The sequence below is a fragment of the Bradyrhizobium sp. NBAIM14 genome (genome assembly GCF_020193895.1).
Lineage (GTDB): Bacteria > Pseudomonadota > Alphaproteobacteria > Rhizobiales > Xanthobacteraceae > Bradyrhizobium > Bradyrhizobium yuanmingense.
In genome coordinates this window covers 1-23,076 of the sequence record NZ_JADYVQ010000003.1, presented here as the reverse complement: position 1 = coordinate 23,076, position 23,076 = coordinate 1, and the positions used below count along the sequence as shown (strand labels likewise).

Sequence of the window (23,076 nt, the reverse complement as noted above, 5' to 3'; positions counted from 1 at the left end):
GCCAATGGGCTCTTCAGTGTTGCGTCCCGGCGCCATCGGGCGCCGAGGAGCTCTCTTCGCCAAGAGAAGATTGATCATCGTTGCCGGCCTCGCCATCCGGCGGCGCGGCATGCTGATGGCTTAGCGCGGATGTCCATGCGGATGTCATCGCCGCTATGAGCATCCGGTTGACGGCCTCGATGACGCGTTCTGCTGCGGACGAGTAGTTCATGGCCTCCTCCTGCGCTGCCGACTGCGAATGACCGAAGCGTAGGACGGCGCCTTGAGCACCACTGTACGCCACTTCACACCTGCGCGCGTCAAGTCATCGCAGTCCCGGAGGATGCCGCCTGCCCCGGCTGCATCCGCCACGGGATTCTGATTTCCACCTTGACGGGTTGCTGAGCGCGCGCACTCACAACCTTCGGCTCGTTGCGGTTCGCGCGCGACTCTGAATCAGATGTGAATCTCGGCGATGCAAATCGCATTGGTTAGCTCTGGGGGTAATCAATGAGCGGAGAAGCCGGTTGCATTGTGTGTAGCAGAGCAAGAGCGGTCGTCGCGATCGTCCCGATTGCAAGAGGATATGCCCTGAAGACATATGAATGTGCCTGTTGCCACAGCACCCTGCAGCTCGTGACCCGCGTCTCAAAGGCGGCGCTGATCAAGCAGCAGGTCAATATCCTCGCCCAGATGGAGCAGCAGTTGCGCCCGCCTGTTCGCAGGGTGCAACAGGCCTTCGCGAATTAGGCGCACGAGGCATTTCTCTGGGCTTCAGTCGACAGCGCGCGGATTGAAAGCGCGCTTCTCCTCGAGCCCTCAATTCGGCTTTTGCGTCGGCTTGCCGTCGATCTTGGGCAATTCGCCGGCCGAGGCGGACTGATCGCCGCCGCCATTGGCGCGGCGGGCCATCTCGACGGTCAGCCGCTCGGCGGCTTCCGATGACATCAGGCCCAGGATGTCCGACATCTTGCGCGGCGCGATCGCCGAGGCGATCTCGATCAGCACGCCCATTTCGAGCCGGTCGAACACCCGCGCGGCATCCTTGGGCTTCATGCCCTCGTACATGGTCACGAGGCCCTTCATGCGCTGGGCTTCGGCGGCCTTTTGCTCGGCCTGGGTCGCGGAGATGCGGGTTTCCACCGCCTTCATCTCCTCGACCTTGGTCTCGATGCGCTTCTCGGCCGACTTGAGCAGGCTTTCGCGGATGTCGATCTCGCGCTGGCGCGCCTCGATCTCCTGACGCCGCGCCTGCAACCGTTCCAGGATCGCGCGCTCCGCGGCCGAGACCTGCGGCTGCCCCTCGTCGATCTTGACGACGGTGCCACCCTCCATCTTGGTCTCGGGCGCTGCCGGCTTAGGTGCTTCCTTCGGCGCAGGGGTCGAGCCGGTAATGTCGGGATCCTCGCGGCCGGTCGGGAAACTCAGGTTCTCTTCCGCCCAGGATTTCTTGCCCTGGTTCGGCTTGTAGTCGAAGACATAGCCGCCGTTGATCGCAAGGCCCGCCACCTTCAGCGTGGCGAGGCCGGCGACGGCGACCAGGACGACGGGAATGACGCGGATGTTACGAAATGACTTCATACCCAGGCTTCATGCGGCAAGGCCGTTGGATCGTCGGCGCTCGGAGAAGGCTTCGGCGGCCGCCGCCACTGCCTTCGCGGACGACGGCTTGGCCGCGGGCGCGGCGACCGTCTCCGGATTGGTGACGGGACGCGCGGCGATCGCGATCTTGGACAGGCGCCGCACCACGTTGTCGGCCTCGCCGAGCTGCTTGTAGAGCTGATCCGACATCTGCGTCGCGGCGGCGAGCTGGCTGCCGAGGTTCTCGTTGACGTCGCGCACGGCGAGCTTCAGCCCGCCGATCGCGCGCTCGGCAATCTCGGTCGCGGTGATCAGCTCGGCGATGACGGCCTTCAGCGAATGCTCGTCCGCCTTCAGCCGCCTCAAGCGCTTGTTGAGCGTGACGCAGTAGACGATCGTCAGCATCAGCAGGATAGCCACCAGCGTCTCGATCGCCATTCCCAGGGAGTGGTTCATGGGGCCTCCATCATCTTGTTCTGCTCGTCCACCTTCTCGAACATCGCAAGTGTCGTACTTGGCTTGCGCAAGGGTTTCGTCACACGGATCGCGACGCGGTCGCCGACCCGGCCCATCCGCCCCTCGGTCAGCGTGACGTCGCCGCAACGCACGGTGACGTTGGCGTCGGCGCGCATGTCGAGCGGCAGCGTGTCGCCCACCTTGAGCCGCATCAGCTGCTTGAGCGGAATGTCGGCCTCGTAGAGCACGGCGTCGACGGCGATCTCGGCCTGCACAATCTCGGTGGCGAAGTGGCCCTCCCAGACCGGGTCGCGGCCGAACTTTTCGCCCATGAACATCTGGAGCAGGACGCCCCGGATCGGCTCGATGGTCGCGTAAGGCAGCAGCAGCTCGATATTGCCGCCGCGGTCTTCCATGTCGATGCGCAGGCGCACCAGGATTGCGGCGTTGGCGGGACGGCTGATCGCGGCGAAACGCGGATTGGTCTCGAGCCGGTCGATCGAGAAGGTCACCGGCGACAGCGGCCGGAACGCCTGCTCGGCGTCGGCCAGCACCACCTCGACCAGCCGCTTGACCAGCTCGGTCTCGATCGTGGTGTAGGGCCGGCCCTCGATGCGCAGCTGGCTGGTGCCGCGGCGGCCGCCGAGCAGCACGTCGATCATCGAATAGATCAGGTTGGAATCGACCGTCGCCATGCCGAAGTTCTCCCACTCCTCGGCCTTGAAGACGGTGAGGACGGCGGGCAGCGGGATCGAGTTCATGTAGTCGCCGAAGCGCACCGAGGTGATGCGGTCGAGCGAGACTTCGACGTTGTCGGAGGTGAAATTGCGCAAGGAGGTCGTCATCAACCGCACCAGGCGGTCGAAGACGATTTCGAGCATCGGCAGGCGCTCGTAGGAGACCATCGCCGAATCGATGATCGCGCGAATGCCGGAATGGTCGTCGAGCGTGACGTCACCGACGGTGAAGCCGAGGAGATTGTCGATCTCCTCCTGGGACAACACCCGCTCGCCGGAATTCTTGCCGGTGCCGAGATCGCGGCTGCCGTCCTCGACCATGGCGGCCCATTGCAGGGCCATCGTCTCCGATAGCTCGTTCTCGGCGGCAGCCTTTGCCGCCTCGGCGGGATCCTCGCTATCGAGCGAGGCCTCCCACTGGGCGGCAATTGCATCCTGGTCGACTTGGTCGTTGCCCGCCATGATCCCTAGTCCGTCATGCTCACTGGACCACGACTTCCTTGAACAGCACGGCGCTGACCTGGATCGGGGCGACCGCCGCGTTGACGCGCTTGGTCAGCTCCTCCTTGAGGCGGAAGATGCCGGCCGAACCGTTGAGGTCGGACGGGCGCAGCTCGCGCACATAGGTCTGGAAGATGTCGGTGACGCGCGGCATCGTCGGCTTGATCGCCTCGATCTGCTTCTCTTCCTTCAGCTCCAGCACGATCTTCAACCGCAGATATTGCACGCGCTCGCCGGGCGAACCGGCGAGGTTGACCATCAGGTCGGGAACGTCGACGAAGGCCGGCGGCTTCGGCGGCGGCGCGGCCTCGGCATGATGCTCATCGCCGCTATGACGGAAGAAGAAGAACCAGGTCGCAGCACCGCCGCCGAGCACGGCGAGCGCGCCGACGACCATGATGATGAGCTTGAGCTTGTTCTTCGGCGGAGCGGCTTCCGCGCCATCAGCGGCTGCGCCGCCTTCCTCGTTCTCTGCCATGGTTGCCGCGCCCGTTCATCTCTCAAAGGGGTCGAAAGAGCGAAGCCTCCTGGCAGACAATGACGCGATACGAATGCCCCAGCGCAATGCGCTCCTCTGATGCGCAAACGCTACGGTAATAATGGTTAACGGAATCTTTCGATTGGGCCGCCGCTAGGAAAAATCTGCCGGGCAAACATGGCTAACAGAACCTTTCTGCCGCCTGCTCGCGCCGCTCGAAAATCGCCAACACATTGAAGTTACGTGATTTTCCTGATTGGCACGGCTTTCGCTGAGAAGGGGCCGAGACTTCACGGTTTGGGAGAACCCGACGGTCTCGGTCACGGGGTCCGCCAAGGCGCTTGGGAGAGCGAAATGGCAGATCCGCTCAGGGGAGATTTCCGATGCAGAACGCGCGTCTGATCGGCTTGTCACGGCAGATGACGTTGGAGCGGCAGATGGATGTCATCGCCAACAACGTCGCCAATGCCAACACCAACGGCTTCAAATCCGACCATTCGCTGTTCGAGGAATATCTGAACTCGAACGCGCGTGAGGACAATTTCATCGGCCGCGACCGCCGGGTCTCCTATGTCCAGGACCGCGGCACCTTCCGCAACATCAGCCAGGGGCCGCTGGAGCCGACCAACAATCCGCTCGACATGGCGATTAACGGCGGCGCCTATTTCGCGGTGCAGGCCAACGGCGGCGAGTTCTATACCCGCGACGGCAAGTTCTCGCTCAATAGCACCGGCCAGCTCGTCACCGCCGACGGCAATCTCGTGCTTGGCAATGCCGGCCCGATCACCTTTCAGCCGACCGACCACGACATCAACGTCGCGCCCGACGGCACCGTCACGGTGCTCGAGGGCACGGCGCGGACCGACTCGATCCGCGGCAAGATCCGCATGGTCTCGTTCGACGATCCGGCCAAGCTGACCAAGCTCGGCGCCAATCTCTATGCCGCCGGCTCGGCGAACCAGCAGCCCGACACCAAGTCCACCCTGCAGCAGGGTTATGTCGAGAAGTCGAACGTGAATGCGGTCGGCGAGATGACCCGCATGGTCGAGGTGATGCGCAGCTACGCCGCGGTCGCCAACCTGCTGCAGCAGCAGAGCGACCTCCACAAATCGGCGATCGAGAAGCTCGCCGACGTTCCGGCCTGATTGAAGGAGAACTGAGATGCAGGCGCTTCACACCGCAGCGACCGGAATGGCGGCACAGGAACTCAACGTTCAGGTGATCTCCAACAACATCGCCAACCTCCGCACCACCGGCTTCAAGAAGCAGACGGCGGCGTTCCAGGACCTGATCTACGAGCATGTCCGCCGCGTCGGCGCCCAATCGTCGGACCAGGGCACCATCCTGCCGGTCGGCGTCGACATCGGCGGCGGCGTCAAGACCGTCGGCACGCCGCGCAGCATGACCCAAGGCACGCTGTCGCAGACCGGCAACGACCTCGACCTCGCCATCTCGGGCGAGGGCTTCTTCAAGATCCTGATGCCCGACGGTACCTTCCAGTACACCCGCGACGGCACCTTCCAGATGGACAATCAGGGCCGCGTCGTCACCGCGCAGGGCAATCCGGTGCAGCCCACTATCACCATTCCCAACAACGCCTCGGGCATCTCCGTGAGCGAGCAGGGCCAGGTCTCGGTGACGTTGCCGGGCTCAACCACCTCCTCGATCGTCGGCCAGATCGGCGTCACGCGCTTCATCAACAAGGCGGGCCTGCAGCCGGTCGGTAACAACCAGTTCACCGAGACGCCCTCGTCCGGTGCGCCGCAGGACGGCACCGCGAACACCGAGGGTTACGGCAAGCTCACGCAAGGCAGCCTTGAGCAGGCCAATGTCGACGTTGTCTCGGAGATGAGCGACCTGATCGCCGCCCAGCGCGCCTACGAGATGAACGCCAAGGTGATCAGCGCCGCCGACCAGATGATGCAATCGACCACGGCGTTGTTCCGCTGAGGTGATGACCATGATCCGCGCCACCCTCGCCGCCATCTCCACCCTTCTCGCGCTGGCCTTGCCGGCAGCGGCCGCCGACGATTTCATCGCCGCGCCGACGCTGCGCGCAAGCGTCACGGTGACTTCGGACGTGGTGCGGATCGGCGATCTCATCGACAACGCCGGATCGGCCGCGCTGATCCCGGTCTACCGCTCGCCCGATCTCGGCACCACCGGCACGCTGACGACAGGCCAGGTGCTCTCGGTCCTGCGGGCCAAGCAGGTGATCGGCGTCATGACCGGGGACATCAAAGAGGTCCAGGTCACCCGCCTCGCCCGCACGCTCGCGAGCAAGGATATCGAAAACGCCGTCGCCGCGGCGCTCGAGCGCCGCTTCGGCCTCGGCGACGCCGCCAACATCACCATCACGTTCGACCGCAGCGTCGCCGAGATGCGGCTGGACGCCTCCAACAGCGGCGCGCTGCAGCCGGTCGCAACCCGCTATGATGCCCGCAGCACGCGTTTCGACATCGCCTTCGAGATCGCCAACGACGGCAACGCCGCGCCGACCCAGCTGCGCTTCACCGGCACCGCAATCGAGACGGTGGAGGTGGCCGTGCTGACCCGCGACATCGACCGCGCCGATCTCCTGAAATCCTCCGACCTGTCGTTGGAGCGCCGGCCGAAGGCCGAGGTCGCCGGCGAGCCTGCCTCGCGCGACCGCAGCATCGGCATGCAGCTGCGCCGAGCAATGCGCGCGGGCACGCCGATCCGCGCCGCCGACCTCGTCAGGCCCGACTTCGTGGTGCGCGACCAGGCGGTCACCATCATCTACCAGGTGCCCGGCCTTTATCTCACCACGCGCGGCAAGGCGATCGAGAGCGGCGCCGAGGGCGACACCGTCAGCGTGCTCAATCTGCACTCCAAGCGCACGCTGACCGGCGTCGTGACCGGCCGCGGCCAGATCACGGTGCAGGGCGCCAGCCAGTCCGCACCGATGGCACCGGCGGTCGAGCAGACCTCGTCGGTCAAGCGCGACCCCGTGCCGGCGGCCGCTGCCCTGGCGCAGAGCCTGGTCCAGGCACCCGCGTCCGCAGCCGAGATCGCCCAAGCCCAGATTCCGCAAGTCCGCCTCTCGCAAGCTCCAGCCAAGTCAGAGTAGATTCATGTCCACGTTCAGTTCGGCCTCCCGCCTTCGTCGCATCGCGATCTCTGCCCTGCTGCTTGCAATTTGCGCCTTGGCGAGCGGCTGCTCCTCGATCGACCGCCTGTCGCAGATCGGCGAGCAGCCGAAGCTGTCGGCGATCGACAACCCGACGACGCAGCCCGGCTACAAGCCGGTGCAGATGCCGATGCCCAAGCCTGAGGTCGCCTCCTACAATCCGAACTCGCTGTGGCGCAACGGCAGCCGCGCCTTCTTCAAGGACCAGCGCGCCCGCCAGGTCGGCGATCTCCTGACGGTAGCCGTGAACATCACCGACAAGGCCAACATCGAGAACGACACCTCGCGCAGCCGCAGCAACAAGGAAGATTCCGGGATCACGGACTTCATCGGCTCCCAGACGATCACCCAGGCCAACAAGATCCTCCCCGGCCGCATCCTGACCGCCGACTCGACCTCCTCGAGCGAGGGCAAGGGCAGCGTCGACCGCAAGGAAGCTCTGCAGACCAACGTCGCCGCGGTGGTGACCCAGGTGCTGCCGAACGGCAATTTGGTGGTCGAAGGCAAGCAGGAGATCCGCGTCAACTTCGAAATTCGCGAGCTGATCGTCGCCGGCATCGTCCGCCCCGAGGACATCCAGAGCGACAACACCATCGACTCCACCAAGATCGCCCAGGCCCGCATCGCCTATGGCGGCCGCGGCCAGATCACCGACGTGCAGCAGCCGCGCTACGGCCAGCAGGTCATGGACGTGCTGCTGCCCTTCTAAGCCCCTTCAAGAGCTCCCACATCGTGCTCGCGAACTAAAGGCGCGAACGACGATGTACTACGCGGCCCTCGCTAGCTCCCCTGGCGAGGGCCGCATGTATTTTGCCTGCGCCGCCAAAGCGGCGCAGGCTTCTCTCACAGCAGCATGATCCCGCGTGCTTGCGCCCATCGCTGGAGGATCTTGCACTCCTCGGCAAACGGCGGACGGTTCGCAAACCCACGAACCTGAACCGCCCTGGAACGGGTATCAAGCTCGATGGTCAGCAGCCGCTGGACGTCACCCGAGGCACGGCGACGGAGCGACCAGATCGAGGCATGCCCGGCAATGCACTTTGTCGCGTAAGTGGCGACGCAGTGACGCATGCCCCGCGTCTCAGCCACGAGATCGGCTGCGGTCCGCAACTGGACCACGACATATTCTTCGCGCTTGGCGCGGTCCTTGGACGACTTGGTCCATGACCAGTCCGCGATCGCTGCACCGGGCCAACGGTCCTCGCTCTGCTCGGGGCCTGCTGCCAGCCCCCCCGCACGGTTTCGCGCCGCCTCGGCGCGACGGCGTGCGGCCTCGATACGAGCAATCGCATCGAGATCGCGATGCCATTCGCGCATCTGCCGCCCAAGCGAGACCAGTGAACGCCCCTTGAGGGTGTACTCTGGATCACGCCGGTGGCAATCGGCGAGGTAGTCATGGAAGTCATCCATGTCCTCGACCGTGGTGGGTTGCGCGCAGAAGAAGCGCACCACCTCGCGCCAGAAGCGATGCTGAGCGCGCTGCGTCTGCGTGATCCTGGTGCGCGCGATCCGCATCGCAACAGCGGGATCGGTCGCATAGGAACGCGCAATCGCCTGCCAGATCGCAGCCTCGAAGCCGACCTTCCCCAACGGATTGAGGAAGGCATGGACCTCCTTGCGAGACAGCCATTCGGCCGCACCGGCGGCGTAGAGCGAACCGCCGCCGGCCGCCACGACATACCATCCCTTGCGCAACATGATCTCGTCGCGGCTCAGTCCCGCGCTGTCGATCCAGATCTGCTCCAGATGCTCAGCGACAGGATAGCGCGCAAAGAGATAGCGGGCGGCGCCAAGACGAAGACGCGCCGCGTCGCGAGTTTTCAGCTGCGGCTTCCATGCCGAAGCATCGCGAAGGACGTTCGCCTCGAAGCCACGCCTGGCCTCTTTGATCGCGTTCTCGAAATCCGGTGGAGGACGCGTCCGCTGCGACACGTGCCGCAGCGACAGCTCGTAGGCTTCAACCCGCGTGCGCTCGGCCTCCCGCCGGCGCTGAATCAATGACTGTGCCATTGTCGTTCAACATGATTGGATGACTGTCAGCCGGACGCACTGAGAGCGTCGGCACGGAATGTGTCGATCGCCACAAAGTACTCACGGCTGGTCTCCTCAATTTTGAACGCGCAGGTTGAATGGGACGGGGCTCATAGACCCGATTGCCGGCGGGCGCAAGATGCCTTTGTCGGGATGTGTCAGAAACTGCGTACTGCGAGGCAGGTCCGCGACATTATTGCAACGCCGCGACAACACACTCCGTCATTGCGAGCGCAGCGACTTGTCCGCCGAAGCCTTGGCGAAGGCGGAGCAATCCAGAATCCCTCAACGGAGACAGACTGGATTGCTTCGTCGCGAGGGCTCCTCGCAACGACGGAAAAATGAAGGCAGAAGCGTGTGCCCCGTCATCGTCCGCGAAGGCGGACGATCCAGTATTCCGAGACGTCAGTGGTTAAATCGATTCTGCGCGGCGTACTGGATTCCCCGCCTTCGCGGGGAATGACTGCGGATAGGACCAATGACCAATGCCCCTCACGTAAACTCCGCCTCCACCAGGCCGAGCCCGTCCAGCTCCATCCGCACCTTGTCGCCGGCTTTCAGCCACAGCGTCTTCACCAGGCTGCCGGTGAGCACGAGCTGCCCCGCGTGCAACCCCTTGCCCTCGGCGGCGAGATGGTTGGCGAGCCAGGCAAGCGCGTTGTGGGGATGGCCGAGCACGTCGGCGCCGGTGCCGTGGCTGACCTCCTCGCCGTTGACGATGGCGCGGCCCTTGACCGCCTTGAGGTCCGGCACCGACGAGCGCGGGACCAATGGGCCCAGCACGCAGCCGGCGGCAAAGAAATCGTCGGCGATCAAGGTCGGCGCGCCCATCGTCTCCCATTTCACGTAGCGATCGTCGACGATCTCGATCGCGGGGTGATAGGACTCGACCGCCTCGCCGACCCATTCGGCCGTGAACGGCGCCTCGCCGGCGGCAAGGTCCCGCTTCAGCCGCACCGCGATCTCGCATTCGACGCCGACGCGGACATAATTGGAGGCGGCGAGCTTGGCGCCGCTGTCATGGACGCCCTTCTGGAACACGCCTCCGCCGCAAGGGTGCGGGATGCCGATATAGTCCTGCATCACCTGGCTGGTGCAGCCGATCTTGTAGCCGACGAGCGGGCCGACATGCGGCAGCAGCAGATCGTGCAGGGTGCGCTGGACCTGATAGCCCTCGGCTTCGTCCGCAGGGGGCCGCTCCAGCGCCGCAAGCGGGGCGTGGTTGCGGCGCGCCAGCGCGATCGCCTTTGCGGCTTCGAGAATCTTGTCCATCGGCGCCGCCTCCCACGCTACGCAGTCCAAGGCGGCACTTCAGCATCCCCGCCCCGGCCTGACAAGCGCGGCTGGCGTGCCCTCACCCCTTCACGAGGCCGAGCCGGATCAGGCTCTCGGCGGTCGCAAGGATCGCCTCCTCATTGGAGCGCGCCTGCCAGCCGAGCAGCGACTTGGCCTTGGCGCTGGTGGAATGCCTGACCTTTCCGAGCATCGGCACGACCGCACGCAGCAGCGGAATCCGGCGGGCGGCGAGCCGCACCAGCCAGTCCGGCGCCTGGAGCCGCGGAACCCGGCGCGCCCGGGGCCCGAGTTCCCGCCGCAGCACGCGGGCGATGTCGAGGATCGACATCGTCTCGCCGGAGACCGCGATGAAACGCTCGCCCTTCGCCTCCGGAGCAATCATCGCCCGCAGATGCAGCTCGGCGACGTCGCGGACGTCGACCACGCCGAAATAGACCCGCGGCACCGCCGGCATGGCACCGTCGAGCAGAGATCTGACGATCTCGATCGAGCCGGAAAAGTCCGGCCCCAGCACCGGCCCGAAAATACCGGCAGGGTTGATCACCGACAGCTCCAGCCCATTCCCCTCGCCCGCGACGAAATCCCAAGCCGCCCGCTCGGCCAGCGTCTTGGGCCGTCGACACCGGCGAGATTGGTCCATTCGGTCTCGTCGAACGGCTTGTCGCGCGGCGGATGACCGTAGCCGATCGCGCCCAGCGACGAGGTGACGACGACCCTCCTGACGCCGGCCGCGCGCGCGGCCCGGAGCACCCGGAGCGTTCCGTCGCGGGCGGGGATGATCATCTCGTTCTCGTCCGTCGGGACGGTGGTCGAGAGCGGGGACGCCACATGGAGAACGAGTCGCAGCCCGCGACCGCCGCCGCCCAGCCGTCGTCCCGGGTCAGATCGGCGGTGACGAAGGCCACGCTCTCGGGCGTCGCCGCCCCGCCCTCGCGCAGCATGGCGAGCACATCGGCTTGGCGCTCCGGCCGTCGCGCCGTCGTCCGCACGGCATGGCCGGCGGCCAGAAGTTGCAGGACGACATGGATGCCGACGAAGCCCGACCCGCCGGTGACCAGAACAGTGCTCATGACCCGCATTCCCCCTCAAACTGGAGATCCTGTTTGCGCTGATGAACGGCGCGGTTCGTTTCGGCGCCTTGCGTCGATCGGCGGCATCACCCAGCACATGCTGACCACGCAGCTGCGCGAGCTCGAGCAGGACGGCCTCGTGTCGCGCACTGTCTTCGCGGAAAAGCCGTTGAGGGTCGAGTACGAGCTGACCGATGCGGCCCACGGCCTGTTGTTGGCGTTTAAGGAAATATTGAGCTGGTCCAGGCTTTATGGGAAGGCCCGTCTCGAGACGTCGCAGCAGGCCTGATTGCAGCGATGCTTGATGCAGCTGGATCAGCGTCTCAACTTCAGAGTCGATCTCGTTGATGCGACTCGCAAAATCTCCCGCACCTGAAGTGAAGGCTGCTTCTCATCCGAACTCACGTGAGCTCGGAGCAATCCGGTCTAGCCCGTTGATCGCGATTCACTTTTCGCGATCGCGCTGTCGCCATGGTGGGCGCGACGGCAAGCTATGGGCAATATGCGGAGCATGGCGCGAAATGGCGCCCTGCGTCCAAAAACAAAGAGCCGCATCTCTGCGGCTCGGACCTTATTCGTCGCGATAGACCTTCTCGCGTTTCTCGTGGCGCTCCTGCGCTTCCACCGAGAGCGTCGCGATGGGCCGGGCCTCGAGCCGCTTCAACGAGATCGGCTCGCCGGTTTCCTCGCAATAGCCGTAGGTGTTGTCCTCGATACGCTGGAGCGCGGCATCGATCTTGGCGATCAATTTGCGCTGGCGGTCGCGGGCGCGGAGTTCGATGGCACGGTCGGTTTCGGACGAGGCCCGATCGGCGAGATCTGGGTGGTTCACGTTCTCCTCCTGCAGAGCCTGCAGGGTGAGCTTGGATTCTTTGAGGATCTCATCCTTCCAGGCGAGGAGCTTCAAACGGAAGTACTCCTTCTGCCGGTCGTTCATGAAAGGCTCTTTGTCGGTCGGTCGGTAGTTTTTCAACTTTTCCAAGGGAGGCCTATCTTCTTAAGCAACGACTCGCGGACGGACCGGGGTCCGTTGAGCCGGGCCTTATATAGTGGCCTCCCGTGACAGACAATATTTCCCTCACCGCCCGGTCCGCGCCCCCAAACCCTTGCACAGGAAGGTTTATCCTTGAGGGCTTGGAGGCGGCTGGCCGCCCTTAATAGCCGACCGTGAAGCGCTGCTTCAGGTGGGCCGGCTTTTCGATCTCGTCGGCGAGCGCAATGGCGTAGTCGGCGAAGGTGATCCAGCTCTTGCTGTTCGCATCTGCGAGAAGCTGGTCGGTCCCGAGCCGGAACTTGCCGGTGCGCTCCCCCTCCTCGAACAGCGCCGAGGGCGAGATGAAGGTCCAGTTCAGGTCCTTTTCCTGCCGCAGCAGGTCCAGGAAGGCCGAGCCCGCCTCCGCTTCGGCCTTGTATTGGGCCGGAAAATTGGGAGTCGTGACCAGCTTCACGCCCGGGGCAACCTCGAGGCTCCCGGCGCCGCCCACCACGAGGTAGCGACCGACCTTGGAGTCCTTCGCCGCACCGATCAGCTTGAGCGGATCACTGGCCAGGAAGTGCACGGAACTCACGGCGACGTCGTGACCGGCCCACAGCTTGGCGAGGCCCGCCTGGTCGAGCACATCCCCCTTGGTTGGCGTGACGTTCGGCAGGGCCGCAATCTTTTCCGGGTTCCGGGCGATGGCCGTGACCGTGTGGCCGCGGCGGGACAGTTCCCTGGTGATCTCCGACCCCGCCCGGCCCGAGGCGCCGGCGACTGCGATTTTCATGGAAGGCTCCTTTGCTTCTATGGTAACTGACAGAGACTAGATATCGCAAAGAATGCTGGTGTTAAGAGAGCACTTTGTGCTTACCTGATTACGCTGAGGTAACTGATCGCGTACAACCGGCACGCGGATGCCAAGCAACGGTATGGATTTCCGAGAACCGACGATGAAACCCGACGTCTACGCAGCGAACTGCCCCACCCGCCAAATCCTCGATCGCGTCGGCGACAAATGGGCGGTGCTGATCCTCTTGCTCCTGCGCGAGGAGCCGATGCGCTTCAATCAATTGCGCCGCACGATTGAAGGCATCTCGCAGAAGATGCTGAGCCAGGTGCTTAAGTCGCTCGAACGCGACGGCCTGATCAGGCGCCGCGCCATCGCGACCGTGCCAGTGACGGTGGAATATTCGATCACCCAGCTCGGCCTGACACTGGCGGCGGCTGTGGATCCCTTACGCGATTGGGCCGAGCAAAATCTGAAAGACGTGCTCGCCGCCCAGCGCCGCTATGATGCGCAGTTGAAGGAGGAAGCGGCGTAAGAGCCTCCGTGACTACGCCTGCCCGGCCTTCGCCAGTTCGACCTCGACCCGCAGCTCGATCTCGGAGAGCACCGCATCGAGACCGGCATCGCCCGAGGACGATTTCAGGTGGGCCGCCGCATCACGCAGCCGCATCACGGTCGAGGCGTCGAGATTGCCGGACAACAGGCCCATCTTGAGATCGTCGAGCACGTCGAGCGCAGTCCTGCCGCGGGCGACCGAGCGCTTGCGGCGCTCGACCGGATCCTCCTCGACACCCTGCAACGCTAGCAGCGCATCGATGTTGGCGGCCGCCTTCGGTGCGGCAGCGCTCCGCGTCTCCTGCGCCGATGAGGTGTCGGGCAGCACGAAACTGCCGGAGCCCGTCCGCTTGGCCTGGCTGGCCGGCGTGCCAAGCGTCGTACCGTTCGGTCCGTAGATGCGCATCGGAAAGAATCCGGGTGATCGATGCCTCACCTTCGCTGTCTTATGGTTAACGCTGCGTAAACGGCCCGGCAAAATCTGCCGACAGGCGGCAGTTTCGCTCCCCAGGGCGAACGAGTGCTGACAGCGGACGCAACAGATTTATTCAAGCTATTCAGCCACCTAGCTCGCCACCAGGCGTTGGCACAGCGCTCGCAAGGAAAGCGCCGGACCAGCTCGTCATGGGAGTGTCGTGCAAGTCCTGTCCGATTTGAGGAGCCCTTTCTAGGGGCCTTGGGGAGCAGAGATGCCAGGCGTTCGTTGGGTGAGGATTGTTGGGTTGGCCTGCGCCGCGCTGTCGGCGCTGGCGCTGTCGGTCACCTCGGCGGCGGCGACCTCGCGCATCAAGGACCTCGCCAATATCGAGGGCGTGCGGCAGAACCAGCTCATCGGTTATGGCCTCGTCGTCGGCCTCAACGGCACCGGCGACACGCTCAACAACATCCCCTTCACCAAGCAGTCGCTGCAGGCGATGCTCGAGCGCATGGGCGTCAACATCCGCGGCGCCACCATCCGCACCGGCAACGTCGCCGCCGTCATGGTCACGGGCAACCTGCCGGCCTTCGCCACTCAGGGCACGCGCATGGACGTCACCGTGTCCGCGCTCGGCGACGCCAAGAATCTCCAGGGCGGCACACTGCTGGTCACCCCCCTGCTCGGCGCCGACGGCAACGTCTATGCGGTGGCGCAGGGCTCGCTCGCGATCTCCGGCTTCCAGGCCGAGGGCGAGGCCGCCAAGATCGTGCGCGGCGTGCCGACGGTAGGACGCATCGCCAACGGCGCCATCATCGAGCGCGAGATCGAGTTCGCGCTCAACCGGCTGCCGAACGTCCGCCTGGCGCTGCGCAATCCCGACTTCACCACCGCCAAGCGCATCGCGGCCGCAATCAACGACTATCTCGGCGTCAAGACCGCCGAGCCGATCGATCCCTCGACGGTGCAGCTGTCGATCCCGCCCGAGTTCAAGGGCAACGTCGTCGCTTTCCTCACCGAGATCGAGCAGCTCCAGGTCGACCCTGATCTCGCCGCCAAGATCGTCATCGACGAACGCAGCGGCATCATCGTGATGGGCCGCGACGTCCGCGTCGCCACCGTCGCGGTGGCGCAGGGCAACCTCACGGTCACCATCTCCGAGAGCCCGCAAGTGAGCCAGCCCAATCCGCTGTCACGCGGCCGCACCGTGGTCGCGCCGCGCAGCAGCGTCACCGTCACCGAGGACGGCAAGAAACTGGCGCTCGTCAAGGACGGCGTCTCGCTCCAGCAGCTCGTCGACGGCCTCAACGGCCTCGGCATCGGCCCCCGCGACATGATCAGCATCCTCCAGGCGATCAAGGCCGCCGGCGCCATCGAAGCCGACATCGAGGTGATGTGATGCAGACCAGCGCGATCAACCCCCCTCGCCTCGCCACCAATTCGGCCTTCTCGGTCGAGAGCCGGAACGGCCGGCCGGACTTCGAGCTCGCCGCGGCGCTGCAAAAGGTCTCGCCGCAGCAACAGGCCAAGGCCCAGAAGACCGCCACCGACTTCGAGGCAATGTTCCTCAACAGCATGTTCGCGCAGATGACCTCGGGCCTGAAAGGCGAAGGCCCGTTCGGCGACACGCCCGGTACCGGCGTATGGCGCTCGATGCTGACCGAGCAATATTCCAAGAACTTCGCCCAGGCCGGCGGCGTCGGCATCGCCAGCGACGTCTACCGTACCCTCATCCTGCAGCAGGCGAAAACGATCCGCACGGCATAAGGTCAAACGAGATGAACCATTTCAACGCCTCACGTCAGCCGATGCAGGCCCAGCGCCCGGGCAGCGCGCCCGTCAGCAGCGAGGCGCGCAAGCTCGCCGAAGGCCTAATGGACGCGATGAGCGCCCTGCTCGGATTGATCGAGCGCGAGACAGAGCTCGTCCGCGCCGGCAAGGTCCGCGAGGCGATGACGCTCGAGAGCAAGAAGCAGGAATTGTCGCGCAGCTACGTCAGCGCAGTCGGCCAGCTGAAGGCAAACCAGGACCAGCTCGCGAAGTCCGCGCCGGAGCTGCTCTCGACGCTGCATCGCCATCACGATGCGTTCCGCGCGATGCTCCAGGTCAATCTCACCGTGCTCGCGACCGCGCACGCGGTTTCCGAAAGCGTCGTGCGCGGCGTCAACGCCGAGATCCAGAAGCGCAACGTGCCGAACACCTATACGGCCGCCGGGCGCAGCGCAGCGCCAGGTCCGCGCCATATCACGCCGCTTGCGGTCAGCCGCTCGCTCTGAGCAGCACGAGAACAACCGACAATTTTAAGAAAAACCGCGCGGCGATGGCGTCGCGCGGTTAGGCACGTTTCCTTACCGGGTGTTCAGTCCTGGTGTTCCATGCTTGCGTGATTAGAGGGGTTGGGATTTGACTCACGTAAGGCAACCAGGAGGCTGCCATGAGTACAGATTTCAGCATCAGGCCGGTGGGGATCCCGGCCCCCGTGCAGATCGTACCGACGTCGAATTCGGCGGCGAACGATGCTGTGCAAACTGATCTTCCGGTGAGGCAAACGGTCGCCGCGAGCGATACGAGCGCGCCGGTGCGCAATGATTTGCCGAACCACGAGAACATCTCGCGCCAGGTCGTGTTCGACCAGGCGGCCGCGTCCTTCGTCTTTCAGGTCGTCAACGACAAGACCGACACGGTGGTGAACCAGTTCCCTGACGAGGCGATGCTCCGCCGGCGTGCCTATTTCCACGCACTGGACATGAAGTCCGAGCCCTCGCGTCCGCTCAGCACGGATCTCAGCGCCTAACGATCACGCGATCGATGCCGATGTTTCTGCTCTGCGTCTGGCCGTCATCGGTCAGCGCGGAGTTCGCGTGCCGAGGCAAGACCACTGGCCGCGATCAGCTCCTGCCTAAATTGCGAGTTTCGCCGATGTGCTCGTGATGCGACCATCACGAATTCCGTCACGGCCGTCCGGACAGCCCTGCCGCGATATTGCGGTTGATCTCGATCAGCGGACGGAAGTGATCGAACTGCGGGCTCATCTGCAGCGCGGCGGTCTGGCTCAACACGAACACGCTGATGTTGGCGATCTTCTGCCGGACGTCGATCGGCTGCGGATTGCTGTCGCGCATCGCCTCGCTTAGGAAGATGGTCCAGAGCTTGCGGTTGAACATCAGGGCCTGCATGGTCTGCTCGCTGAGCGGATCGGCGTTGTTCACCGCGTCCTGGAGCTTGTTGGCGGCCTTGAGCAGAGTCTGCGCCTCGATGTCGCGAGGAGATGCGGTGGTGGTTGCAACACGCGCATAAGCCGAGGCAGCGGAATTCGACATCAATCACACCCTGGAGGTTACCTAGCGCGTTGTACGCGCTTAAGGATTTCTTTCCCAACCCTAGGCAGCACCGCTTAAGATTTGCTTACGTATCGTGCTTGGAAGTACTCCGCAGAATTACGGGGCACGGAGTCCTTCGTCAGCGCAACGCTAGATCTACGCACGCACGATGTAAACTCGCCTGGCGTGATCCGCGTCGATCTCGGCTAATCTCGACTTAGCGATCTTCCTCAAAAGAACGGCGGAGCATCAGCTCCGCCGCGTAATCTCGAATAGCGAAGTTGCGCTGCGGAATTAGCGGAGCAGCTGCAGCACGCTCTGTTGCGACTGGTTGGCCAGCGACAGCGCAGAGACCGCGATCGACTGGCGCGTCGACAGCGCCTGGCTGTTCGCCGCTTCCTCGTTGGTGTCGGCGAGCGTCAGGTTGGCTGAGCCGGTCTGCAGCACGTTGATCAGGTTCTTGGAGAAGTCCTGACGCACCTGCACGATCGACAGGTTCGAACCGAGCGTGGAGCCTTGCGAACGCAACGTGCTCGAGGCCGCGTTCAGGCTGGCCAGCACCCTGTTGGTGGCACCGTTGTCGATGAAATCGACGCCGTTGACGAGATTGCTGAGACCGAGGCCCGCCGCATTGAACACCACGCCGTTGATGCTCAGCGTGGAGCTGCCGGTCTCGTTGAAGACCAGCTTCAGCGTGTCGCCATTGAGCAGGTTGACGCCGTTGAAGGAGGAGTCCTGCGAGGTCGTGTCGATCTGGGCCAGAATGTTGTTGAACTGGTTGACCAGGTTGGAGCGCGCGGTCTGCGCCACGGGATCCTGGACCGGCGGCTGCGCGGTGGTGAAGGCGAGAACGCCGGTGATCGTGCCGCCGACCGCGCCGCCCGCGATCGTCGAGCCGAGCGTCGAAGAGGCGTATTCATTGACGGTGGTCACCGTGAGCACGCCGTTGGCATCGATCGTGGCTGTCAGGTGATTGGCCTGAAGCTGCGCGTTGAGTTGGTCAAGCGTCTTGACGGTGCCGTTGGTGCCGTCGCCGAAGGTGACGTTGACAGGCGTGCCGCCGTTGAAGGAGGTGAAGGTCAGGGTCTTGCCGCTGATGCCGCCGACGCCCGAAGTGCGCGCCGCGGTGAAGGCCGTCGCCGTTCCCGTGTTGCCGCTGAGGCCGAAGGCGCTGAGCGCATTGCCGGTGCCGGTGATCGACAGGTCGGCATTGATGCCGGTCGAGAGCGCAAGCTGACCGCTGCTGTTGACCGACGACGGGATCTGGCCCGCGGTGGTCGAGATGGTTGCCGCGCCGTTGAAGATGCTGGCGGTCTTGACGCCGGTGGCGAGGTCGACCGCGTTAAGCAGATCGGTCAGCGTCGCGCTCTGGATGTAGACCGTCGAGTTACCGTTGCCGTCTGTGACGACGTTGCCGCTGACGCCATAGCCGGTGGCCACGCTCGCTGTCGATTGCGGCGTCTGCGCGTTCTTGAAGGTAATGGTCTTGCCGCCGATGTTCAGCGTCGAGCCGTCCTGGACCAGGGTGCCGAGCGAACCCGCGGTCGTCGAGCGGTTCGCGGTCACGTTCGCGTTGCCCGCGCCGGTCGCGGACGTCAGGCCGAGTGCTTTGAGGAAGTCGGCCTTGCCCGTCACGCTCAGATCGGCGCCGGTCGAGCTCTTCAACGTAACCGCGCCCGCCGTGATGGAGGATGCGACCTGAAGCGTGCCGACGGGACCCGCCGCACCGCTGACGGCGACGGTCGCCGCGCCTGCGCTGATGGTTGCGGTCTTGACGCCGCTGGCGAGGTCGATGGCGGTGAGGACGTCGTTGACGGTCGCTAGGGGCGCCGCCGCCGTTCCCTGATAAATGATCGAATTGCCGTTGCCATCGGTGGCGATGTGCCCGCTGGCGTCGAGGCCCCAGCCGGTCGGCTGGGCGCTCGGAGCAACGCCGGTGCGGAAGGTGATGGTCTTGCCGTTCACCGTGATGGTGTCGCCGTCCGCGGGCGGCGTGCCGAAGGTGGTCGATGCCGTGGTGCCGACCAGCGTCGCCGTGCCGGACAGCGCGGTGGTGCCGTCGGCCGCGAGCGCGGCCGTACCTGTGAAGGTGCCGGCGCTCGAACCGAGCGAGGCGCCGAGTGCGGCAGTTCCCGTGACCGGGGTCACGCCGCCGGCCGCGCCGGTATAGAGCACGTTGCTCTTCGCGGTCGCACTCGCATAGGAGGTCGTGCCGCGCAGGTCGGCCGGGGTCGCGCCGGGAATCGTGGTGGAGACGTTCGACTTGGTTGAATAGCCGACCGTGGTCTGCAGCGCCTGGTTGGCGATCGACTTGGCGCTGTCGATCAGTTTCTGCAGCGAGGTGATGCCTGTGTTGGCGGCCTGCAACACCTGGACGCCGTTATTGATGCCGTCGAGCAGGTTGCTGATGTCGCTCGCCCGGTTGTCCAGCCCCTGGGCCGTGAAGAAGTTGGTGGGATTGTCGAGCGCCGTGTTGACCTTCTTGCCGGTCGACAGCCGCTCCTGCGTCGTGGCCAGCAAGTCGGCCGTCGACTGCAGCGACAACAGGTTCTGGCGAACTGACGCCGAGAGAACGATGTTGGACATTGGCGAGTCTTCCTCTTGAACCGGATACGAATCGGCCGCGCGGACTGGAAAGCCGGCCTTTTGTCCAGTTTTAGGAGGTGTCCTTTAAAGTATGGTTAACGGCGGTTTAAGGGATAGGGTTAACCGCCGATGAACGCCCCTGCCCGCCCCCGGACGCAAAGAAAAAGCGGCGGAGCCAAGGCCCCGCCGCTCGATTTAGTCAGTGATTTCAGCCGCTTGTTAGCGGAGCAGCTGCAGCACGCTCTGCTGCGACGTGTTGGCCAGCGACAGCGCCGAGACCGCGATCGACTGCCGGGTCGACAGTGCCTGGCTGTTGGCCGCCTCGACGTTGGTGTCGGCCAAGGTCAGGTTGGACGAGCCGGTCTGCAGCACGTTGATCAGGTTCTTGTTGAAGTCCTGACGGATCTGCACCACCGAGAGGTTCGAGCCGAGGCTCGAGGCCTGCGAGCGCAGCGTGCTCGAGGCGGCGTTGAGGTTGGTCAGCACCCGGTTGGCGGCGGCGTTGTCGATGAAGTCGACGCCGACCGTCAGCGAGGCGAGGCCGAGACCCTTGGAATTGTAGGTCACGCCCGTGATGTTCAGGCTCGACTTGGCGGTCTCGTCGAACACCAGCTTGAGCTGGTCGCCGTTCAAGAGGTTGACGCCGTTGAACGAGGAGTCCTGCGCGGTGGTGTCGATCTGGTTGAGGATATTGTTGAACTGAGTCACCAGATTGGCACGCGCCGTCTGGGCAACGCCATCCTGGACGGGCGTGGAAGCGGTCGAGAAGGTCAGGGCCGAGGTGAGCGTGCCGCCGATCGCACCGCCGGCAGCCGTCGAACCCAGCGTCGAGGACGCATAGTCGTTGGACGCGGTGATCGTCAGCAGGCCGTTGGCGTCGATCGTCGCAGCCAGATTGTTGGCCTGCAGCTTGGTGTTGAGCTGATCGAGCGTCTTGACCGTGCCGTTGGTGCCGTCGCCGAAGGTGACGTTGACCGCCGTCCCGCCGTTGAAGGAGGTGAAGGTCAGGGTCTTGCCGGCGATGCCGCCGATACCGGAGGTGCGTGCCGCGGTGAACGCGGTCGCATTACCGGTGTTGCCGGCGAGGCCGAACACGTTCAGCGCATTGCCGGTGCCGGTGATCGACAGATCAGCGTTGACGCCGGTCGAGATCTTGAGCTGACCGGACGTATTGATCGTCGAGTTGGACTGGCCGGTGGCCGTCGCAAGCGTGGCAACGCCGGCGGCGCTGATGGTCGCGGTCTGCACGCCGGTGGCGAGGTCGATCGCCTTCAGCACGTCGTTGACCGTACCGGACTGCAGATAGACGGTAGAGTTGCCGTTGCCGTCGGTGACGACGTTGCCGTTGACACCGAAGCCGCTCGGAACGCTGGGAGCACCGGTGGAGCCCGGAACCGGCGCGTTCTTGAAGGTGATGACGTGACCGTTGACGTTCAGCGTCGAACCGTCGGTGATCGTCGCACCCAGCGAGGCCGCGCTGGTGGTCCGGTTGACGTTGACAGTGGCGTTGCCTGCACCCGTCGACGTCGTCAGGGCGAGAGCCTTGAGCAGGTCGGCCTTGCCGGTGACGCTCAGATCCGCACCTGTCGAGCTCCTCAGCGTGACGGCGCCCGCAGCGACGGTCGAAGCGGTCTGGCCGTTGCTCGTGGCAATCGTCGCCGCACCCGAGGTGATCGAGACCGTCTTGACGCCGCTGGCGAGATCGATCGCGCTCAACAGATCGTTGACGTTCGCTGCCGGCGCGCCGGCGGTGCCGAGATAGACGGTGCTGTTGCCGTTGCCGTCGGTGACGATGTTGCCGCTGACGCCCGAGCCGGCCGGAACGGAGGACGCGCCCGGAGCCGAGCCGCTGCGGAAGGTGATGGTCTTGCCGTTCACGGTCAGCGTGTCGCCGTCGGCAGGCTGGGCGTTGCCGGCGAGGCCGGTCGCGGTCGTGCCGTTGGTGGCGATCAGGGTCATGGTGCCGCCCAGCGCCGTGGTGCCGTCGCCGGCCGTTGCGCCCGTGCTGGCGAAGACGCCGATGGTGGCGCCGAGCGTGCTGGTGCCGTTCGCGGCCGTGGTGCCGCCGGCGGTGCCGTTATACAGCACGTTGCTGCTCGCCGTCGCGCTGGCGAACGAAGTCGTGCCGCGCAGGTCCGCCGCCGTCGCACCGGCGATCGTGGTCGAAACGTTCGACTTGGTGGAGTAACCGACCGTGGTCTGCAGCGCCTGGTTGGCAATCGACTTGGCGCTGTCGATCAGCTTCTGCAGCGAGGTCAGGCCGGTGTTGGCAGCCTGCAGCACCTGCACGCCGTTGGCGATGCCGTCGAGCAGATTGTTGATGTCGCTGGCGCGGTTGTCGAGCGACTGGGCCGTGAAGAAGTTGGTGGGATTGTCCAGGGCCGAGTTGACGCTCTTGCCGGTCGACAGACGGTTCTGTGTGGTGGCGAGAAGATCGGCGGTGGACTGGAGAGACAGGAGGTTCTGACGAACCGACGCAGAGAGAACAATACCGGACATGACTCTTACCCTTCTGGCTTACGCGTCTTCGTTCGATCGCTTCCGGATCGAGTGACGGGGCCAGCGTGCCGTGACATGGCTAACAAAGGGTGAAACGCATGAAGCCCGCATAAGCGCCGGTTCACCATAAGCGGGCGGACCGTGCGCGCACGGCGCGCAATCCATCTGAAATCATTGGCAATTCCTGGCGACTACGATCCATTAACCATAACCGCTGGTTACTTTTTCGAGCGGCGCCTGCTCTCTCGAAATCTCCGAACAGTGCGCAAAAAGAAAGCGGCGGGGCCGAAGCCCCGCCGCCGTAATCGTCTTGCGACGTCGTCCGCGACTTAGCGGAGCAGCTGGAGCACGCTCTGCTGCGACTGGTTGGCCAGCGACAGCGCGGAGACCGCGATCGACTGTCGGGTCGACAGCGCCTGGCTGTTGGCCGCCTCGACGTTGGTGTCGGCCAAGGTGAGGTTGGACGAGCCGGTCTGCAGCACGTTGATCAGGTTCTTGTTGAAGTCCTGACGGACCTGCACAATCGTCAGGTTCGAGCCGAGGCTCGAGGCCTGCGAGCGGAGCGTGCTCGAGGCGGCGTTGAGGTTGGTCAGCACCTTGTTGGTGGCAGCGTTATCGATGAAGTCGACACCGCTGGTCAGCGAGGCGAGGCCCA

At 64.7% G+C, this 23,076-nt stretch carries 23 protein-coding genes and 2 pseudogenes; 10 read left to right on the top strand and 15 right to left on the bottom strand.

Annotated elements, in window-relative coordinates:
* Positions 1 to 13 precede the first annotated feature (13 nt).
* The 5 genes from I6F28_RS08925 to fliL form a co-directional block, all read right to left on the bottom strand.
* Entirely contained in the window at positions 14 to 211 is a 198-nt protein-coding gene (locus tag I6F28_RS08925; protein WP_074448248.1) for a hypothetical protein, read from the bottom strand.
* Positions 212 to 798: 587 nt separating this feature from the next.
* A complete protein-coding gene (locus I6F28_RS08920) occupies positions 799 to 1,560 on the bottom strand; it encodes a MotE family protein (RefSeq protein WP_225139733.1) in 762 nt (253 codons plus the stop codon).
* Between the two features lie 9 nt (positions 1,561 to 1,569).
* Complete coding sequence (locus tag I6F28_RS08915) at positions 1,570 to 2,016, bottom strand: DUF6468 domain-containing protein (protein ID WP_057030304.1); 447 nt, start codon at positions 2,014 to 2,016, stop codon at positions 1,570 to 1,572.
* Complete coding sequence (gene fliM / locus I6F28_RS08910) at positions 2,013 to 3,215, bottom strand: flagellar motor switch protein FliM (protein WP_036027916.1); 1,203 nt, start codon at positions 3,213 to 3,215, stop codon at positions 2,013 to 2,015. Before fliM ends, I6F28_RS08915 begins: the two co-directional genes overlap by 4 nt.
* 19 nt (positions 3,216 to 3,234) lie before the next feature.
* Positions 3,235 to 3,732: a flagellar basal body-associated protein FliL gene (gene fliL / locus I6F28_RS08905; RefSeq protein WP_036027917.1), complete on the bottom strand. Its 498-nt coding sequence runs from the start codon at positions 3,730 to 3,732 to the stop codon at positions 3,235 to 3,237.
* Positions 3,733 to 4,115: 383 nt separating this feature from the next.
* On the opposite strand from fliL, the gene flgF reads away from it, so the two are divergent.
* The 4 genes from flgF to flgH are packed head-to-tail and all read left to right on the top strand — an operon-like array spanning position 4,116 to position 7,592.
* Complete coding sequence (gene flgF, locus I6F28_RS08900; protein ID WP_128264476.1) at positions 4,116 to 4,877, top strand: flagellar basal-body rod protein FlgF; 762 nt, start codon at positions 4,116 to 4,118, stop codon at positions 4,875 to 4,877.
* 16 nt (positions 4,878 to 4,893) lie between these two features.
* Entirely contained in the window at positions 4,894 to 5,682 is a 789-nt protein-coding gene (gene flgG, locus I6F28_RS08895) for a flagellar basal-body rod protein FlgG (protein ID WP_036013098.1), read from the top strand.
* A gap of 10 nt (positions 5,683 to 5,692) precedes the next feature.
* Positions 5,693 to 6,823, top strand: coding sequence for a flagellar basal body P-ring formation chaperone FlgA (gene flgA / locus I6F28_RS08890; RefSeq protein WP_225139732.1), 1,131 nt, complete (start codon positions 5,693 to 5,695; stop codon positions 6,821 to 6,823).
* Positions 6,824 to 6,827: 4 nt separating this feature from the next.
* Positions 6,828 to 7,592, top strand: a complete 765-nt coding sequence (flgH, locus tag I6F28_RS08885) for a flagellar basal body L-ring protein FlgH (protein WP_036027919.1) — start codon at positions 6,828 to 6,830, stop codon at positions 7,590 to 7,592.
* 134 nt (positions 7,593 to 7,726) lie between these two features.
* On the opposite strand, the gene I6F28_RS08880 is transcribed toward flgH, so the two are convergent.
* The 3 genes and pseudogenes from I6F28_RS08880 to I6F28_RS08870 form a co-directional block, all read right to left on the bottom strand.
* The gene (locus I6F28_RS08880) at positions 7,727 to 8,893 is read right to left on the bottom strand and encodes a PcfJ domain-containing protein (protein ID WP_225139731.1); all 1,167 of its coding nucleotides are present in this window, start codon (positions 8,891 to 8,893) and stop codon (positions 7,727 to 7,729) included.
* 513 nt (positions 8,894 to 9,406) lie between these two features.
* Positions 9,407 to 10,186 (bottom strand): 2-keto-4-pentenoate hydratase, encoded by a 780-nt coding sequence (locus I6F28_RS08875; protein ID WP_225139730.1) that lies wholly within the window; start codon positions 10,184 to 10,186, stop codon positions 9,407 to 9,409.
* Positions 10,187 to 10,268: 82 nt separating this feature from the next.
* Positions 10,269 to 11,280, bottom strand: a pseudogene (locus I6F28_RS08870) (NAD-dependent epimerase/dehydratase family protein).
* Positions 11,281 to 11,297: 17 nt separating this feature from the next.
* On the opposite strand from I6F28_RS08870, the pseudogene I6F28_RS08865 reads away from it, so the two are divergent.
* Positions 11,298 to 11,569, top strand: a pseudogene (locus I6F28_RS08865) (winged helix-turn-helix transcriptional regulator); the annotation flags it as partial.
* Between the two features lie 282 nt (positions 11,570 to 11,851).
* Here the strand turns inward: I6F28_RS08865 and dksA are convergent.
* Both dksA and I6F28_RS08855 read right to left on the bottom strand, forming a co-directional pair.
* Positions 11,852 to 12,217 carry an RNA polymerase-binding protein DksA gene (dksA, locus tag I6F28_RS08860; RefSeq protein ID WP_085966600.1) on the bottom strand — a complete coding sequence of 122 codons (366 nt, stop codon included), beginning with the start codon at positions 12,215 to 12,217 and terminating at the stop codon, positions 11,852 to 11,854.
* Positions 12,218 to 12,434: 217 nt separating this feature from the next.
* A complete protein-coding gene (locus tag I6F28_RS08855) occupies positions 12,435 to 13,046 on the bottom strand; it encodes an NAD(P)-dependent oxidoreductase (RefSeq protein WP_225139729.1) in 612 nt (203 codons plus the stop codon).
* A 163-nt stretch (positions 13,047 to 13,209) separates the two neighbouring features.
* On the opposite strand from I6F28_RS08855, the gene I6F28_RS08850 reads away from it, so the two are divergent.
* Positions 13,210 to 13,581, top strand: a complete 372-nt coding sequence (locus I6F28_RS08850; RefSeq protein ID WP_025037390.1) for a winged helix-turn-helix transcriptional regulator — start codon at positions 13,210 to 13,212, stop codon at positions 13,579 to 13,581.
* Positions 13,582 to 13,593: 12 nt separating this feature from the next.
* Here I6F28_RS08850 and I6F28_RS08845 read toward each other — a convergent pair whose 3' ends face one another.
* On the bottom strand, positions 13,594 to 14,007 hold the full coding sequence (locus I6F28_RS08845; protein ID WP_036027923.1) for a flagellar assembly protein FliX: 414 nt from the start codon (positions 14,005 to 14,007) through the stop codon (positions 13,594 to 13,596).
* 283 nt (positions 14,008 to 14,290) lie between these two features.
* Here I6F28_RS08845 and I6F28_RS08840 point away from each other — a divergent pair, with 283 nt between their 5' ends.
* The 4 genes from I6F28_RS08840 to I6F28_RS08825 all read left to right on the top strand — a co-directional run bounded on the left by I6F28_RS08840 (position 14,291) and on the right by I6F28_RS08825 (position 16,810).
* Positions 14,291 to 15,415: a flagellar basal body P-ring protein FlgI gene (locus I6F28_RS08840; protein WP_036027924.1), complete on the top strand. Its 1,125-nt coding sequence runs from the start codon at positions 14,291 to 14,293 to the stop codon at positions 15,413 to 15,415.
* Positions 15,415 to 15,783, top strand: coding sequence for a flagellar assembly peptidoglycan hydrolase FlgJ (gene flgJ, locus I6F28_RS08835; RefSeq protein WP_225114645.1), 369 nt, complete (start codon positions 15,415 to 15,417; stop codon positions 15,781 to 15,783). Before I6F28_RS08840 ends, flgJ begins: the two co-directional genes overlap by 1 nt.
* Positions 15,784 to 15,794: 11 nt before the next feature.
* Positions 15,795 to 16,292 carry a hypothetical protein gene (locus I6F28_RS08830; protein WP_225139728.1) on the top strand — a complete coding sequence of 166 codons (498 nt, stop codon included), beginning with the start codon at positions 15,795 to 15,797 and terminating at the stop codon, positions 16,290 to 16,292.
* 158 nt (positions 16,293 to 16,450) lie between these two features.
* Positions 16,451 to 16,810 carry a hypothetical protein gene (locus tag I6F28_RS08825; RefSeq protein WP_036013119.1) on the top strand — a complete coding sequence of 120 codons (360 nt, stop codon included), beginning with the start codon at positions 16,451 to 16,453 and terminating at the stop codon, positions 16,808 to 16,810.
* 157 nt (positions 16,811 to 16,967) lie between these two features.
* Here I6F28_RS08825 and flaF read toward each other — a convergent pair whose 3' ends face one another.
* The 4 genes from flaF to I6F28_RS08805 form a co-directional block, all read right to left on the bottom strand.
* Positions 16,968 to 17,336 carry a flagellar biosynthesis regulator FlaF gene (gene flaF / locus I6F28_RS08820; protein WP_018642830.1) on the bottom strand — a complete coding sequence of 123 codons (369 nt, stop codon included), beginning with the start codon at positions 17,334 to 17,336 and terminating at the stop codon, positions 16,968 to 16,970.
* Between the two features lie 294 nt (positions 17,337 to 17,630).
* Positions 17,631 to 19,922, bottom strand: a complete 2,292-nt coding sequence (locus I6F28_RS08815) for a DUF1522 domain-containing protein (protein WP_036013121.1) — start codon at positions 19,920 to 19,922, stop codon at positions 17,631 to 17,633.
* A gap of 219 nt (positions 19,923 to 20,141) precedes the next feature.
* A complete protein-coding gene (locus I6F28_RS08810) occupies positions 20,142 to 22,421 on the bottom strand; it encodes a DUF1522 domain-containing protein (RefSeq protein ID WP_225139727.1) in 2,280 nt (759 codons plus the stop codon).
* Positions 22,422 to 22,750: 329 nt separating this feature from the next.
* Positions 22,751 to 23,076, bottom strand: a 326-nt coding sequence (locus I6F28_RS08805; protein ID WP_276573421.1) for a flagellin, incomplete at its 5' end; no start/stop codon positions are given.